A 14933-nucleotide genomic window follows, 5' to 3' on the forward strand; every position below is an offset into this window, starting at 1 on the left:
TAAAGCAGAATAAATTAAGGAGCAGAGCCGATGTCGAACATGCAGCTGGATACGTTAAGACGCATAGTCCAAGAGATTAATGCGTCAGCCAGTTTGCATGAATCATTAGACATTATGGTCAACCAAGTGGCAGAAGCCATGCATGTTGACGTTTGCTCCATTTATCTGCTTGACGAACGTAATCATCGTTATTTACTGATGGCCTCAAAGGGTTTAAACCCTGAGGCTGTAGGTCATGTTTCATTACACACCAGTGAGGGTCTGGTGGGTTTGGTGGGACAACGTGAAGAAATCGTCAACCTAGACAACGCACCGAAGCATGAACGCTTCATGTACTTACCGGAAACTGGCGAGGAAATTTATAATTCCTTCCTTGGTGTACCTGTCATGTACCGCCGAAAAGTAATGGGCGTATTGGTGGTTCAAAACAAAGAACCTCAAGACTTCTCTGAAGCAGCAGAATCTTTCCTTGTTACGCTTTGTGCACAACTCTCAGGGGTAATTGCCCATGCACATGCTGTAGGCAATATTGAAGTATTCCGTAAACCAAATAATCTGCCAGCATATAAAACCTTTCAAGGTATATCAGGTTCAGGTGGTATCGCACTGGGTCGCGCCGTAATCCTCTATCCTCCAGCCGATTTAGCCTCAGTACCAGACCGCGAAGCCGATGACATTAGTGAGGAATTAGAATTACTTGATAATGCCATCGATTCGGTGCGTCAAGAAATTCAGTCGCTTGATGACAAAATGCAAGATGCCTTGATGGCTGAAGAACGTGCACTATTTAGCGTGTTCTTACGTATGTTGGATGAAAATGCCCTCCCCGCTGAAATTAAAAACGAAATTCGCGACGGTCACTGGGCACAAGGTGCTGTTCGCATTGTCATTGATAAGCACATCGCACTGTTCGCACAGATGGAAGATGACTACTTACGTGAACGCGTTTCCGACTTAAAAGACCTTGGTCGTCGTATTTTAGCTTTCTTGCAAGAAGCCGATGCGAGCCATCGTGAAATCACAGATGAAAGCATTTTAATTGGCGATGAAATTTCCACGGCAGCTTTGGTTGAACTGCCAGTCGATAAAATTGCGGCAATTGTCACCACTGAAGGGGCAATGAACTCGCACATGGTCATTGTAGCGCGTGCCCTTGGTATTCCAACGGTTGTTGGTGTAACAGAACTTCCAATTAATACCCTTGATGATGTTGAAATGATTGTCGATGCGCATCAAGGCCGTGTATTCATCAATCCACCACGTCGCTTACGTACTCGCTATAAAGAAATTCAAAAAGAAGAAGAACAGATTGCTAAAGATTTAAAGCAATATGAAACAAAAGATGCCATTACTCCAGATGGTGTCGCAGTTAAACTGTATGTGAATACAGGCCTCATGATTGACGTAGTTCGTGGTGTACAACGTGGTGCCAAAGGTGTCGGACTCTATCGTTCTGAAATTCCGTTTATGCTACGTGACCGCTTCCCCGGCGAAGAAGAACAGCGAGCGATTTACCGTCAGCAGCTCAGTCACTTTGCCAATAAACCCGTGGTGATGCGTACTCTCGATATTGGTGCAGATAAAGACTTACCTTATTTCTCCATTGAAGAAGAAAACTCAGCACTCGGTTGGCGTGGTATTCGTTTTACCCTTGATCATCCTGAAATTTTTTCTTCGCAAATCCGTGCAATGCTCAAAGCGAGTATTGGCTTAAATAACTTACATATTTTACTGCCAATGGTGACCAGTGTTAGTGAGGTTGAAGAAGCGTTATACCTCCTTGAACGCGATTGGGTGGCTGTACAAGAAGAAGAACAAGTCAAAATTACCAAACCTAAAATTGGCATCATGGTCGAAGTGCCAAGTGTACTTTTACAAATTGAAGAATTCGCAGAATTAGTCGACTTTTTCTCGGTGGGTTCAAACGATTTAACCCAGTATTTATTGGCGGTTGACCGTAATAATCCACGCGTTGCCAACTTATATTCACATTCGCACCCGGCTGTGCTGCGCGCACTGACACGTTTAGTTCAACAGTGCCATGAATACGACAAACCAATCAGCATTTGTGGTGAGATGGCAGGTGATCCTTTAACCGCTATTCTATTAATGGCAATGGGCTTCAACACCCTATCCATGAGTTCAAGCAATATTTTGAAAGTGCGTAAAGCGATTTGTCATGTTCCGATGCCTGATGCTAAGGAACTATTAGAACGCGCGGTGAACATGAGTAATCCACTGATGGTGAAAAGTATGATGGAATATTACTTTAAGACACATGGTCTCGGCGATATGGTGAAATCTGCAACACGAATCGTGAGTGCTTAAGACCACTCATGTAAAATAATAAAACGAGGTGATGATGGATTTTTTATTTTTTCTGGCTTTTGTCGCAATTGCCTTTTATATGACAAAGATCCATCCGCAACTCAAACAAAAAATGTTAGAGCTGCAACACGACACACCGATTGAAAAAGCATCCTCAACTCGACCCAGACCGGCCCAAGCACAACAAGTCAATACACGTCCAACCAAGCCAACAAAATCCAAAGCTCCGGTCAGCCGCTCTCGTACTCTCCCCTTACTCGGTATAGAAATTACTGCGTCACAACAGCGCCGCTTAGGTAAAAATGATCCATCGGTACTGGCTGCACAGCACGCCAAACAGCTAAATCAGACGCAGCACAGCGACTCAACATGGTTTGAGCAATTGACCAATCAAGTGGAATACGTACTCCAACAACCTAATGACGCCGTAAAACATCAAAGCACAGCGCCCAAAACTCAACAAAAATCTGCATTCAACAAAATGTTTGAAGACTTATTTTCAAAATAAGCGGTGTTTTAAGGCTCTAAATTTCAACTCAAAACCAATGCTCTAAATCCCGCATGGAACCAACTGAATGAACGTAGGTATCTTATTATTCAACGAAGTTGAAGTCTTAGATTTTGCAGGCCCTTTTGAGGTATTCTCAATTTGTAGCGGGTCAGATCAGCAAAAATTATTTAATGTCTTTACCCTTTCTGAGCAGCCTGAAATTACGGCACACAATGGTCTACAAGTGAATAGCCATTACACCTTAGACACGCCCCCACATCTTGATCTATTGGTCATTCCAGGTGGTCTCGGTGCGGAAACTATCGAGATGTATAACCAGCGGTTACGACAATGGCTGCTGCAGCGCCATGCACAAACTTAACTAACTTTTTCGATTTGTACTGGTGCATTTATTTTGGCAGAAGCAGGCTTGCTGAATGGTTTAAAAGCCACTACACACTGGATGGATATCGCACGCTTGAAGCAAGATTATCCGCAAATTGAAGTGCTCAGCGATGTGAAATATGTCGATGAAGGCAAAATCATTACGGCTGCGGGAATTTCTTCGGGGATCAATGCATCGCTTTATATTGTGGCCAAATTGCATGGCCTAGAAATTGCAAAGCAAACAGCGAAACGTATGGAATATGATGTGGAATTTGTTTAAATAGATGTAGAAGCCGAATCATTTAGTAGACTAAAAACTGAGAAAATACACTGAAATAAAAAGGGAGATAATCATTCGAATATCCCCCTTTTTTGTGCTTTGCATAGCCGCGTTTTGCATTTTTCTTTCGATCTACAAAAGTTTGGCTTTTGTTAAAATCGTTCATGTGTTTTGCCACAAAGTTGCGAACTTCAACTTCAGGCAGGACTTTTTTCTTTGCCATTTGCATTCACCTTTTTGCCTATACAGCACCCTCGTGCTGTAGTGCATATATTGGTCTATTTTTAGATTTTTTCAAGCACTTTCCTATGGCTTTTTGATACAGCATAGTTAGCCGCAAATCCATAAAAACTTTGCTTTTCCACATTTCCCCCCTCTCCCACAGGGAGAGGGAATCCATTTTAAGATGCGAAAGCCCGTTCCAATAAACGCTCTACATCAACCATTTTAACATCCAGCATCCCTACTACTTGCCCATGTTTAGCGCTATAACGGCTTTGAATAAAACCTGCTGCCACATAGTCAGGTGCATATCTTTTTAATAATACCGCTTGTGCCAAGACCGTTAAGCGACTGACCAAACTGCGCCCCATAAATTGTAAATCTTCAGGTGACTGATGAAATGATTTAAACAAGTCTTGTAACTCGGTTTGCAGAGTTGCATCTGTATTTGCTGTGGCGGCTAAATCTTTAAATAATACTTCGATGGACTCAGCATCACGTGCAACTGCACGCAGCACATCCAGACACATAACATTGCCTGAACCTTCCCAAATGGTATTCACAGGTGCTTCTTTAAAAATGCGCGCCATGATGCCGTTATCTACATAACCATTACCGCCAAAGACTTCCATCATTTCACCGCTAAGCTCTACTGTACGCTTACAAATCCAGAACTTAGCCGCTGGGGTCATAATACGCTTCCATGCCACAGACAAAGCATCATCGGATTCATAACACTGCGCCAAATGAAAACTGAGCTGAGTGGCTGCTTCACTTTCTAAAGCTAAATCTGCCAAAACTGCACGCATCAATGGTTGCTCAATCAATAATTTACCGAAGGCTTTTCGCTGACGCGTATAAGCAATGCTCTGCACTAGGGCTTGGCGTAGCATGGCACTTGAACCGACTGAACAGGTTAAACGTGTATAATTGGCCATTTCAATAATAGTCGGTATCCCACGCCCTGCTTCGCCAATCATGATACCCCACGCATTTTTAAATTCGACTTCTGAACTTGAGTTGCTACGGTTACCGACTTTTTCTTTTAAGCGTTGCACCTGAATTTGATTTTTGCTGCCATCTTCCAACCAACGCGGCACAAAAAAGCAGGCTAAACCGTCTTGCTCGGTTTTTGCCACCACCAAATGCGCATCACACATCGGCGCAGAGAAAAACCATTTGTGCCCTGTGAGTAAATAAGCTTGGCCTCGACCTGTTTCTGCAATAGGTGCAGCAAGGGTTTCATTGGCACGCACATCCGATCCACCCTGTTTTTCGGTCATGCCCATACCGAGCCAAATCGACTTTTTCTGTGCAATTGGGACATCACGCTCATCATATTCGGTGGATAAAAGCTTCTCACCTATTTTTGCCCAAAGTTCAGGTTCACGTTGTATGAGTGGAATGCTACCCAGCGTCATCGAATTTGGGCATAAGTTGCCACACTCGACCTGCCCCGCTAGATAAAAACGCGCTGCCCATTCAACCCATTTACTTTTAGAATTCGGCTGATTGAAAGGATGTGCATGGGTATCAAACTGGCGGTTTAGACTCATCCATTTATGCCATGCGGGATGAAATACAATGTAGTCTTTCCGGCGTCCACGCGCATCGAAGGATTGTAAAATTGGAGTGTGGCGATTTGCGAGATCTGCATATTCATAATATTCACTAGAACCTACAGCTTTGCCCATTTCGCACAATGTCGCCTGATCATGACTGCCATAACGTTTTAATATTTCGTGTAAAACCGTATCACTGGAAAATAGATTATAGTTTTCCAATTCATCAAATTGATTCGTAATTTGATGGGTCATCCATGCCTGATCGAATGTCGGATTTGATGTCTGCATTGTTTATATTTCCTGCTTGTTCTTATCTCCATTTCATTTCAGTATAGACAATTATTTACTGCTATATGTTCGGCTTTTCTTGGCCTTTCTTTATGAAACATTCTGAGATAAACGTACGACGTAAGCCTCGTCAATCACGCGCCAAGCTCACGCAAGAGGCATTGCAAGAAAGTTTTGTTCGGCTTTTGCATGAACGGCCTGCCGACAAAATTACCATTCGTGAAATTACTGATCTCGCAGGTGTCGGTTTAGGCACCTTTTATGAGTATTTTTCAAAAAAAGAAGATTTGATTGCGCTGACTATTCATTTACATGTGAAACACAATGCCGAACAGATGAAAACTTATGCACAATCGCTGATGAAGTTATCCACAAATTTGGACTTATCTGCTTATGTTCAGCACATGATTCATTTTCAAATTAAGCAAGTTAAAGCACAGCAATTTTTATGGGCACAGGTATTTTTGTTAGAACGACAGATTTCTAGTATTGAAATCTATCAAAAAAGCTATGCCATGATGGTAGAGATGTGGCGCACGATTTTGACACATTTTAAAGCTGAAATTGCGCTTGATCGGCTGGCGTTGAATTTTCAGCGAGTGTGTTACGGATTTATTTCGCAGAGCTTGTTAGTAACCCCTGAGTTTGCGAAATGGCATGATTTAGAGCGAGATATAATTCATATGTTGCGCGATTAGACCTCACGGACAAGTTGCTGACGTTTCAAATGCATTGGTTAATAAAATAAAGTCATGTTATTTATAAAAAAACCGGCTCTTAAACCGGTTTTTTTAGATATTTAGGAAATTTATTTTTACGGCAGAAGAAAATCATTCATCACTTTGCTTATCCGGCAATAAAAGTGCTTTAGAAGTTAAGCTTTTATTGCCAGCTAACTTATCTCATTTACACGCCTTTGCAATGCTGCCGTGTTCTAAGCTCTTTAAAAACTCAGCCGTATATTTCGGGCTATGGCGTAATGCATCTCGATGATCGCCATTTGGGATCGCATGATAGACCGCTGGCAATTTTTGTTTGCACACTTGCTGGTAATAACTTTGTGTATCGCGATGATCGACCAAATGGTCTGCTGTACCCTGAACAAACATCAATGGTACGGTTGGCTTCATATATTCAATCGACTGTCGTTTTAAGTAGCTTAATAAAGGCTTTAAGTCTGCATCTTTTTTAAAGATTGGCTGAGGTGCTTGTTCTAACTCAGTTTGTAGTTCTGACAAACAGCGTTTACGGGCCTGATTTAGTAAAGACTGCATATCTGGACTAACCAGTTGATCTACATTGATCGATGGATCTGCTGCGGCTGCTCCCAACAACACGATTGGGAAAAATGCCGCTACATTGGTATCTGGATTTGGATTGGTTTGTACGTATTCAGCAATGCCTTCATATTGATAACCACCCGGTGCCAAGGCGATTGCAGCTTTAAGATTCAATTCAGGCGCATCTTTTTGCCCCTGAGCTGCAACCGCAATAGCAGCTGCACCACCTTGACTATGCCCCATCACCACCCAATCTTTACTAAACTGCTTCGGCTTCCAAGAATGCAATGCACGCACAGAATCCACCACATTATAAACTTGACTGGCTGCATTCATATAAGGATGCATCCCCGGTGTACCCAGTCCTTGATAATCTGTTGCAATCACCGCATAGCCACGCATCAACCAACTGTCGAGTGCACCATCAATGACTTCTTGCAAACTATGCACAGGCCCACCTGCATAATCACTTGATGGAGCACATGTATCAGCCACACCAGTCGTGCCATGTGCCCATGCCAATACGGGCCAGCCTTGTTTAGGTGCTTGTCCTTTAGGTAGTAAAATATAACCCGAAGTCACAATGGGTTCGCCATTAACCCCTCGACTACGATACGTGATCACATAACGTTGCCCAGCATGTTGATATGATGTAGGAATCGACTCAAGTTGCAGTGATAACATCGAACCTGGCAACAATGCTGCAATATTGTTTTGAGTTTGAGAAATATTAGCTTTAGGCATCACTGTATCTGCCGCATATAATTCAGTTGCACTTAAGCCAACAATTGAGCCAGCAATGACTAAGGCGCTGGAGAACTTTGATAAATGTTTTCTTTGATTCAACATAATAAACCTCTGAACGTTCATTCAAGTTACACGTTGTTTATCTAAAAATAAGAAACTCATAATCACTGTTTATTTAATTCTTGTCTTACAGCTACATATCGATTTTTTACAAACTATAAATGGTGCTTTCAACCCTCTTTTCAATTAGCCCACTTTTTCAATTCCGCTTAGCCCTAATTAAAGGCTTTTTATAAAAAGTCCAGCTTAGTACATAAAATCGTTTTATGTATTTCGTAAAAGTTAAAGATAGCTGTACCAACTGGCATCAATCCATAAAAATTTATTTACATTTTTTTAAACGACGTAATCCACTTGCCAATATTTCTTCAGCTGTATTTTCAGCTTATTTAAGTATTAAATAGTGTCTTTAATGTTGAAAAACGCTCCAATATTAATAGCTCAAAAATGTCTTTCATTAACTAGAATCAGCTAAAAAAACCTATATTAAGACTAAAATCCATAATAAAAATATGGATTTAATTAGTTCGTCCTCTTCTACCTATCATAGCAACATATTTGAGTTTAATTCATCGATAAAATATTAAAACAAAATATATAAACAAATAATTTAAATTCAACAACTTGATTCATCGAATTAACCATTTATTCAAAACTATTTTTCCATTTGTCAAAAGCCACAGAAAGCTTTAGAGTCAATAAGTAAATAAAGATTTTTAAGCTTTTAACGGCTACAGTTTTATGACTTCTCTTCGATTGATTGCTGCTTGAAAAATTTTAGAATGAGAGAAAAACTGTTGTCACATTGTCACTTTAAAATGAATTAACAAAACGGTTAATGTCATGTGCTGTTGAGCGTGTTATCAATTGAAAAGTTATAGCTCCCAACTTTAATACATGATCATAATAATGGAGATACTCAATGAGCGACGACGTTAAAAAATGTCCTGTCACCCACCTAACAACTGATGCTGGTGCTCCTGTTGTAGACAACCAGAACAGTATGACGGCAGGTGCACGTGGTCCTTTACTTGCCCAAGATTTATGGCTTAATGAAAAACTCGGTAATTTCGTTCGTGAAGTAATTCCAGAGCGTCGTATGCATGCTAAAGGTTCTGGTGCTTTCGGTACGTTTACCGTGACTAACGATATTACCCAATATACCCGCGCTAAAATTTTCTCAGAAGTTGGTAAAAAAACTGAACTTTTTGCTCGTTTCTCTACCGTAGCGGGTGAGCGTGGTGCTGCAGATGCAGAACGCGATATTCGTGGTTTTGCCCTTAAATTCTATACTGAAGAAGGTAACTGGGATTTAGTTGGTAATAATACGCCTGTCTTCTTCCTACGTGATGCACGTAAATTCCCTGACTTAAATAAAGCAGTGAAACGTGATCCAAAAACCAATAAGCGTAGTGCAACAAATAACTGGGATTTCTGGACTTTACTTCCTGAAGCTCTACACCAAGTTACGATTGTGATGTCTGACCGCGGTATTCCAGATGGTTACCGTCATATGCATGGTTTTGGTAGCCATACCTTCAGTTTTATTAATGCCAATAATGAACGCTTCTGGGTTAAATTCCACATGCGCACTCAACAAGGCATTAAAAATTTAACCGATGCTGAAGCTGAAGCGATTATTGCCAAAGACCGTGAAAGCTCACAAACAGACTTGTTCGATGCAATTGAACGCGGCGATTTCCCGAAATGGAAAATGTACGTTCAAATCATGCCTGAACTTGATGCAGAAAAAGTACCTTATCACCCATTCGATTTAACCAAAGTATGGCCTAAAGGTGACTATCCATTGGTTGAAGTGGGTGAATTCGAACTCAACCGTAACCCTGAAAACTATTTCCACGATGTAGAACAAGCCGCGTTTGCACCAAGCAACTTGGTTCCAGGCATTAGTTTCTCACCTGACCGCATGCTGCAAGCGCGTTTATTCAACTATGCGGATGCTGCACGTTACCGTGTGGGTGTAAACCATTACCAAATTCCTGTGAATGCACCACGTTGTCCTGTTCACTCGAACCGTCGTGATGGTCAAGGCCGTATGGATGGTAACTATGGTGCAACACCGCATTATGAACCAAATAGCTTCAGCCAATGGCAAGAGCAACCACAATACAAAGAACCACCATTGAAAATTACTGGTGATGCTGATTTGTGGGATTACCGCGAAGATGACAGCGACTATTTCAGTCAACCACGTGCATTATTCAACTTAATGAATGATGAACAAAAACAAGCATTGTTTAATAACACTGCTGGTGCAATGGGCGATGCACTCGACTTCATCAAATACCGTCATATCCGTAACTGCTACGCATGTGAACCGGCTTATGGTGAAGGTGTTGCGAAAGCATTAGGCTTAACCGTAGCGGATGCGCAAGCTGCTCGTGCAACTGATCCAGCTCAAGGCAACCCAGGCCTACTTTAATGCTTTAAATAAATATAAAAAACCACCTTTCGAGGTGGTTTTTTATGGCATTAAATATTTCAATCAACTTCTGATTAATCCTTAAACAATCAATTTTTTACCTTCATGTAAAGTCAAAAATGGATTCATTAATTTTGAAGTTTTGCGCATCGCTTTGTGTAGATCATGCTCAGGTTGTTCGCGTGCTTCATCGGTCAACTGAAAAGTGCGATAGTGCATAGCCAGGGAGCATTTAGATTGTAAATCCTTATGCGCTTGAAATGCTTCTTCAGGATTCATGTGCAAATAGGTCATTAAACGGCGTGGTTCATACGCCCCAATTGGTAGTAATGACACCCGTGGTGCACCTAGACGGCTATAAATTTGCTTAAAATGCGCTGCATAGCCCGTATCTCCTGCAAAGAAGAAATGACCTGTACTATGAACAATTGAAAAACCACCCCATAAGGCATGATTTTGATCACGCCAGCCACGTCCTGAACCATGCTGTGCAGGCGTATAGACAATGCGTAAATCCTCAAACATTTCCGACTGCCACCAATCCAACTCGATGACATTGAGATGTTCAGGTAGATAATAGCCATTACCTAATCCTGTATAGATTGGCATTGCAAATTGTTCATGTAACCAATTCAGCGTCGCTAAATCCATATGATCATAATGATTATGACTCAGTAAGACACCATGAATCGTTGGTAGTTCTTCTAAAGCAATACCTGCAGGACAGGCACGACGAGGCCCTGTGCCCTGACGTGGGCCTGCATACTCAGCCCAAACGGGATCGGTCAAAAAGTTATAAGGTCCAATTTGAATTAAAACGGTGGCATGGCCCACAAACCAAACCAACCAATCATCCATTTTCGCCAATGGACGGTTTTGTGGAATGCTCCGCGAAGCAGCATAAAACTGCTGATACTCTTTCTCTCGATCCACTTTCCAAGTATCACTTTTACGCGTCATGATCCATTTCAGCATATCTTTTCGGGTGAAAGGCTCAGGATTGCGCAGTGTATTGAAAAACTTTTCCCCATTAAAATGGTCACTCGCCAGATAATCAAAGACTGGCTTGGTCCATGTATGCTTCATACAACTTTCGGTTGCGATTTGAAACTGAGCTTTTTGTGTTTTTGGATTCATGTATTTTAAATTCATTCACTGAGCTGACAGATTTTGCAAAGTTGAAGACTCTGCGACCTACTGTTCAAGACGACCTTTCATACGTTCCTGCCAGACCACTTTAGACTGTGGTTTGACAAAGAGTGCCACAATTTCAGGGTGAAGCTGTTTAATTTGTGCTTCAATTCTGTTGACGCATGCTTCAATCTCATCTGACGTTAAATTATCTTTAAATTCAAGACTCAATGAGGCAATGACTTGATGTGCGCCCATTTGCTCTGTTAATACTCCGTTAGCAGAATGTACAGCTGGATCTAGTTCCGCCACGTTTAAGACATTATGCCTTAACTGTGGATCGGCAGTTTCCCCCATAAGCAATCCTTTAGTCTCACGTGCCAACAAAATCGCAGAGATGGCCAATACCACGCCAATTAAAACCGAAGCCAAACCATCAAGCATTGGCATATTCAGCGCATGTGATAAATAAATACCAATCAAAGCAATGAACAAACCGATTAATGCAGCTGTATCTTCAAACAAAACGGTAAAGGTCGTGGGATCTTTACTGCGTCGAAATGCTTCGAAATAACCTTGCTTACCCTTTACCTTTCGAAAGGCTTTGAGTGCCACAAACCAAGACGTCCCCTCACATAAAATCGCAATGCCTAACACAATATAGTTAATCATTGGGTTACTCATGGCTTCAGGGTGATAAATATGAAGAATCCCCTGATAAATTGAGACGATTGCGCCTAATGCAAAGACCAGTAATGCCACAATAAATGCCCAAAAATATAACTCCCGTCCGTAACCAAACGGATGTCGCGAGTTAGCTGACTGCTGAGATTTCTTCATACCGTACAGCAGTAAGACTTCATTCAGCGTATCGACCACTGAGTGAATTGCTTCACTGAGCATGGCCGAACTATTCGTGATATAAGCAGCGACAAACTTCACCAGTGCAATCGCTAAATTGCCGAAGAGCGCTGCATAAACCACGATTTTATTGGATTCAGACATTCAAATTTGTCCTAAACTTATTGTTATCAAACAGATCTATTTGATTTTATGGCTCATTCCATAGTACTCAAACTGACTGTTGCTGTTGTTTGTTATTTTGTTGTTTTTAGAGCAAGTGTCGATTGTTTCATCAGTTTATAAGTTGCTTATATTTAAAATGTTCCATGTGAAACCTCAGACTATTCCGAAATAATTGAACCATTCAAAATATGAAAAATACACATAAAAAAGGAAGCCACAGCTTCCTTATAATTCTGTAGATGTACGCGATTCAATGTACTTTATTAATATGTTGCTCGCGCCACTCTTTCCAAAAGTACATCACAATACCAAACATCACGACGACGATTCCAACAAAGGCATTGGAGCTAATATGTTCACTGTTCAACGTCGCTCCCAAAACTAATGCTATGACAGGTGTCATCACATTACTGAGGGACACTGTTGATGCCGCCAAACGTTTGATCAGCCAGAAGTAACACAGCATCGCTACAATGGATGACATGATCATAGTAAAGACAAAACCGATCATGGCACGACCACTTGGTAACGCAGTTGGAAAATGCTGCCAGATAAAAGGAATGATGAGTACCGAACCCAAGGCAGAAACAATCAGAGAACCTGTTGCCTGAGACATCGGTTTTAACGGTGCGTTAATCTGTTTCACCCAAAAAATCGAACTGATATATGACACCATACTGATTAGCATCAATACAACGCCAATTGGATTGACTTTGCTATCAGCAGAATCTGCAAAGACAAAAGTTAGACCACCCACTGCAACCGCCATGCCCAACCACTGCAAAGCGACCAATTTATGTGTTTTTAAAATAACATGCCCAATCAAACCGGCAATTAAGGGTGAAAAACCAAAAATCAGTGCCATTAAACCAGAGGTGAGATAATTGGCTGCGAGATAAATAAACAACTGTGCGCCAATCAAATTCAAACTCCCAGCCACATAACTTTTTAATGAGGTTTCATCAAACGGCAAAGGATCACGCATCAATTTCAACAGAAACAGCGCAATAATAGATGCGCCGAAGTAACGGATAATCAACACCCACATCGGATGTATTTCCTGCACACTCCACACAATCGCGAGCGGCGTCGTCGCCCAAATCAGTACCAAAAGAGCATATATACTTGCCGTCACCAATATTGGCGTTGAGTTTGAATTCATAAATTGCTCAATTAAATTTATCAAAAAGAACTGAACTCAATTTATGTTCAATCCGGTATCAACAATACTGATGGCGGCATGGATGCCGCCCGATCGTTTGGAATACACGGAAGTATCCTCAAACGATCAAAAGATTTTTGTTACTTTTAATCTTTTAAAAGTAAGGCATCGCCAGCGCAAAGGCATATAAACCAAAATGTAATGTAAGGCCGTGACGCTAAAACTAAAGACATAAAAAAACAGACCTACGTTACCGTAAGTCTGCTCCTCTTAGACATTCAGCTTACTTTACAAGTTTACGTAAATCTTGGCTTAAATCTAAATATTTATCCGCTTCAAACGCCGCATTCTTGCTAATCAATTTTTTCAAATGACGCATCTCTTTCGCAGCATTCACAGTGATACCACCAACAATGACACCGTCAGTTACACCAAACAATACAAATGAAGATTCAGCCGCCAACTCAGGTTTAATTTCACCACGAACCATCCATTCGCTTGCAGCCATATCACCCACAAATTGATAGTTGATATTCAATTGATCTGTCCAGAACCACGCTGGGTTTGGTGTAGGATGTTCTACATCCATTACATGACGAGCAAAGATACCTGCTTGCAAGTTCGCATTTTCCCAAGTTTCGACACGACGGTGGTTACCACAGTCACGAAGCTGAGTCGCAACGTCACCCGCTGCATAAATATCTGGATGCGAAGTTTGGCAGTTATCATTCACTTTAATGGCAAAATCAACGTCTAAACCTGCATCAACCGCAAGTTGAGCATTTGGCACAATGCCAATACCGTAAACTACAGCATCTGCACGAAGTTCTTCACCGCCTTCAAGCGTGATCACCACTTCTTCGCCATCAAGCTTACAGTCAGCAATAGAAGTCGAAAGACGAACATCTACACCTGCAAGACGTTGTTGAGCCAATAAAAATTCACTCAATACGCGTGGAGATGAACGCCCCATCACCATTGGACCCATTTCAATCACGGTCACGATACAGTCTTTAGAACGTGCTGAAGATGCAAGCTCAAGACCAATCACACCACCGCCGATCAATACAATACGGCGACCCGCTTGTAATACAGGCACCAATGCTTGTGAATCTTCAAGGTTACGTAAGGTATAAACGTGTTTACCCAAAGCATCGAAATTCGGTAAACGGCGTGCTGCACCACCAGTTGCTAGAAGCAACTTGTCAAATGCAACAATTTCACCATTTTTCAGTTCAACTGTTTTCGCATCGCTATGGATTTTCACCACTCCATTGCCACGAATATGTTCAACACCGAGTTCTGCCAATTTTTCTTCTGACAGAATTTCGATTTTGGTCTCTTCAGGTTTTAGAATTACGTCTTTAGACAAAGGCGGACGTTCATAAGGAAGATGTGTTTCATCACCCACCAAAATGATTTTGCCTTCATACTTGTTCGCACGGAGTTCTAAAATGGCGCTAGCACCAGCTTGACCAGCTCCAACAATAACGATGGTTTCGATACCATTTTGGCTCATGGGTT

General features: G+C 41.6%; 13 protein-coding genes. 6 read left to right on the top strand and 7 right to left on the bottom strand.

Annotated features, from left to right (window positions below; genetic code table 11):
* Positions 1–30: 30 nt before the first annotated feature.
* The 4 genes from ptsP (at position 31) to A9J31_RS15855 (ending at position 3485) form a co-directional block, all read left to right on the top strand.
* A complete protein-coding gene (ptsP, locus tag A9J31_RS08115; protein ID WP_067763889.1) occupies positions 31–2328 on the top strand; it encodes a phosphoenolpyruvate--protein phosphotransferase in 2298 nt (765 codons plus the stop codon).
* Between the two features lie 79 nt (positions 2329–2407).
* Positions 2408–2836 carry a hypothetical protein gene (locus A9J31_RS08120; RefSeq protein ID WP_162270484.1) on the top strand — a complete coding sequence of 143 codons (429 nt, stop codon included), beginning with the start codon at positions 2408–2410 and terminating at the stop codon, positions 2834–2836.
* A 67-nt stretch (positions 2837–2903) separates the two neighbouring features.
* On the top strand, positions 2904–3200 hold the full coding sequence (locus A9J31_RS15850; RefSeq protein WP_245668216.1) for a type 1 glutamine amidotransferase family protein: 297 nt from the start codon (positions 2904–2906) through the stop codon (positions 3198–3200).
* Positions 3201–3212: 12 nt separating this feature from the next.
* Positions 3213–3485 (top strand): DJ-1/PfpI family protein, encoded by a 273-nt coding sequence (locus tag A9J31_RS15855; protein ID WP_281181682.1) that lies wholly within the window; start codon positions 3213–3215, stop codon positions 3483–3485.
* A gap of 22 nt (positions 3486–3507) precedes the next feature.
* On the opposite strand, the gene A9J31_RS08130 is transcribed toward A9J31_RS15855, so the two are convergent.
* Both A9J31_RS08130 and A9J31_RS08135 read right to left on the bottom strand, forming a co-directional pair.
* Complete coding sequence (locus A9J31_RS08130; protein ID WP_067764150.1) at positions 3508–3708, bottom strand: DUF7230 family protein; 201 nt, start codon at positions 3706–3708, stop codon at positions 3508–3510.
* Between the two features lie 178 nt (positions 3709–3886).
* Complete coding sequence (locus tag A9J31_RS08135; RefSeq protein ID WP_067763909.1) at positions 3887–5560, bottom strand: acyl-CoA dehydrogenase family protein; 1674 nt, start codon at positions 5558–5560, stop codon at positions 3887–3889.
* Between the two features lie 92 nt (positions 5561–5652).
* Here A9J31_RS08135 and A9J31_RS08140 point away from each other — a divergent pair, with 92 nt between their 5' ends.
* Positions 5653–6258, top strand: coding sequence for a TetR/AcrR family transcriptional regulator (locus A9J31_RS08140; protein WP_067764153.1), 606 nt, complete (start codon positions 5653–5655; stop codon positions 6256–6258).
* A 204-nt stretch (positions 6259–6462) separates the two neighbouring features.
* Here A9J31_RS08140 and A9J31_RS08145 read toward each other — a convergent pair whose 3' ends face one another.
* Positions 6463–7689: an alpha/beta fold hydrolase gene (locus tag A9J31_RS08145; RefSeq protein WP_067763912.1), complete on the bottom strand. Its 1227-nt coding sequence runs from the start codon at positions 7687–7689 to the stop codon at positions 6463–6465.
* A gap of 880 nt (positions 7690–8569) precedes the next feature.
* Between A9J31_RS08145 and A9J31_RS08150 the strand changes: the two genes are divergently transcribed.
* The gene (locus tag A9J31_RS08150) at positions 8570–10090 is read left to right on the top strand and encodes a catalase (RefSeq protein ID WP_067763915.1); all 1521 of its coding nucleotides are present in this window, start codon (positions 8570–8572) and stop codon (positions 10088–10090) included.
* Positions 10091–10171: 81 nt separating this feature from the next.
* Here A9J31_RS08150 and A9J31_RS08155 read toward each other — a convergent pair whose 3' ends face one another.
* From A9J31_RS08155 to hcaD, 4 genes are all read right to left on the bottom strand, one after another.
* Positions 10172–11227 carry an MBL fold metallo-hydrolase gene (locus A9J31_RS08155; RefSeq protein WP_067764155.1) on the bottom strand — a complete coding sequence of 352 codons (1056 nt, stop codon included), beginning with the start codon at positions 11225–11227 and terminating at the stop codon, positions 10172–10174.
* Positions 11228–11284: 57 nt separating this feature from the next.
* Entirely contained in the window at positions 11285–12226 is a 942-nt protein-coding gene (locus tag A9J31_RS08160) for a cation diffusion facilitator family transporter (protein WP_067763918.1), read from the bottom strand.
* Positions 12227–12497: 271 nt separating this feature from the next.
* The gene (locus A9J31_RS08165; RefSeq protein WP_067763921.1) at positions 12498–13409 is read right to left on the bottom strand and encodes a DMT family transporter; all 912 of its coding nucleotides are present in this window, start codon (positions 13407–13409) and stop codon (positions 12498–12500) included.
* A 283-nt stretch (positions 13410–13692) separates the two neighbouring features.
* Entirely contained in the window at positions 13693–14928 is a 1236-nt protein-coding gene (gene hcaD / locus A9J31_RS08170) for a 3-phenylpropionate/cinnamic acid dioxygenase ferredoxin--NAD(+) reductase subunit (protein WP_067763924.1), read from the bottom strand.
* Positions 14929–14933 lie beyond the last annotated feature (5 nt).

It is taken from the genome of Acinetobacter gandensis, from assembly GCF_001678755.1.
Taxonomy (GTDB): Bacteria; Pseudomonadota; Gammaproteobacteria; order Pseudomonadales; family Moraxellaceae; genus Acinetobacter; species Acinetobacter gandensis.

Coding starts and splice junctions, on each gene's coding strand:
- A9J31_RS08120 (WP_162270484.1), top strand. CDS start 2,408: ATGACAAAGATCCATCCGCAACTCAAACAAAAAATGTTAGAGCTGCAA.
- A9J31_RS08145 (WP_067763912.1), bottom strand. CDS start 7,689: ATGTTGAATCAAAGAAAACATTTATCAAAGTTCTCCAGCGCCTTAGTC.
- A9J31_RS08165 (WP_067763921.1), bottom strand. CDS start 13,409: ATGAATTCAAACTCAACGCCAATATTGGTGACGGCAAGTATATATGCT.
- ptsP (WP_067763889.1), top strand. CDS start 31: ATGTCGAACATGCAGCTGGATACGTTAAGACGCATAGTCCAAGAGATT.
- A9J31_RS15850 (WP_245668216.1), top strand. CDS start 2,904: ATGAACGTAGGTATCTTATTATTCAACGAAGTTGAAGTCTTAGATTTT.
- A9J31_RS08130 (WP_067764150.1), bottom strand. CDS start 3,708: ATGGCAAAGAAAAAAGTCCTGCCTGAAGTTGAAGTTCGCAACTTTGTG.
- A9J31_RS08150 (WP_067763915.1), top strand. CDS start 8,570: ATGAGCGACGACGTTAAAAAATGTCCTGTCACCCACCTAACAACTGAT.
- A9J31_RS08135 (WP_067763909.1), bottom strand. CDS start 5,560: ATGCAGACATCAAATCCGACATTCGATCAGGCATGGATGACCCATCAA.
- A9J31_RS08160 (WP_067763918.1), bottom strand. CDS start 12,226: ATGTCTGAATCCAATAAAATCGTGGTTTATGCAGCGCTCTTCGGCAAT.
- A9J31_RS08155 (WP_067764155.1), bottom strand. CDS start 11,227: ATGAATCCAAAAACACAAAAAGCTCAGTTTCAAATCGCAACCGAAAGT.
- hcaD (WP_067763924.1), bottom strand. CDS start 14,928: ATGAGCCAAAATGGTATCGAAACCATCGTTATTGTTGGAGCTGGTCAA.
- A9J31_RS08140 (WP_067764153.1), top strand. CDS start 5,653: ATGAAACATTCTGAGATAAACGTACGACGTAAGCCTCGTCAATCACGC.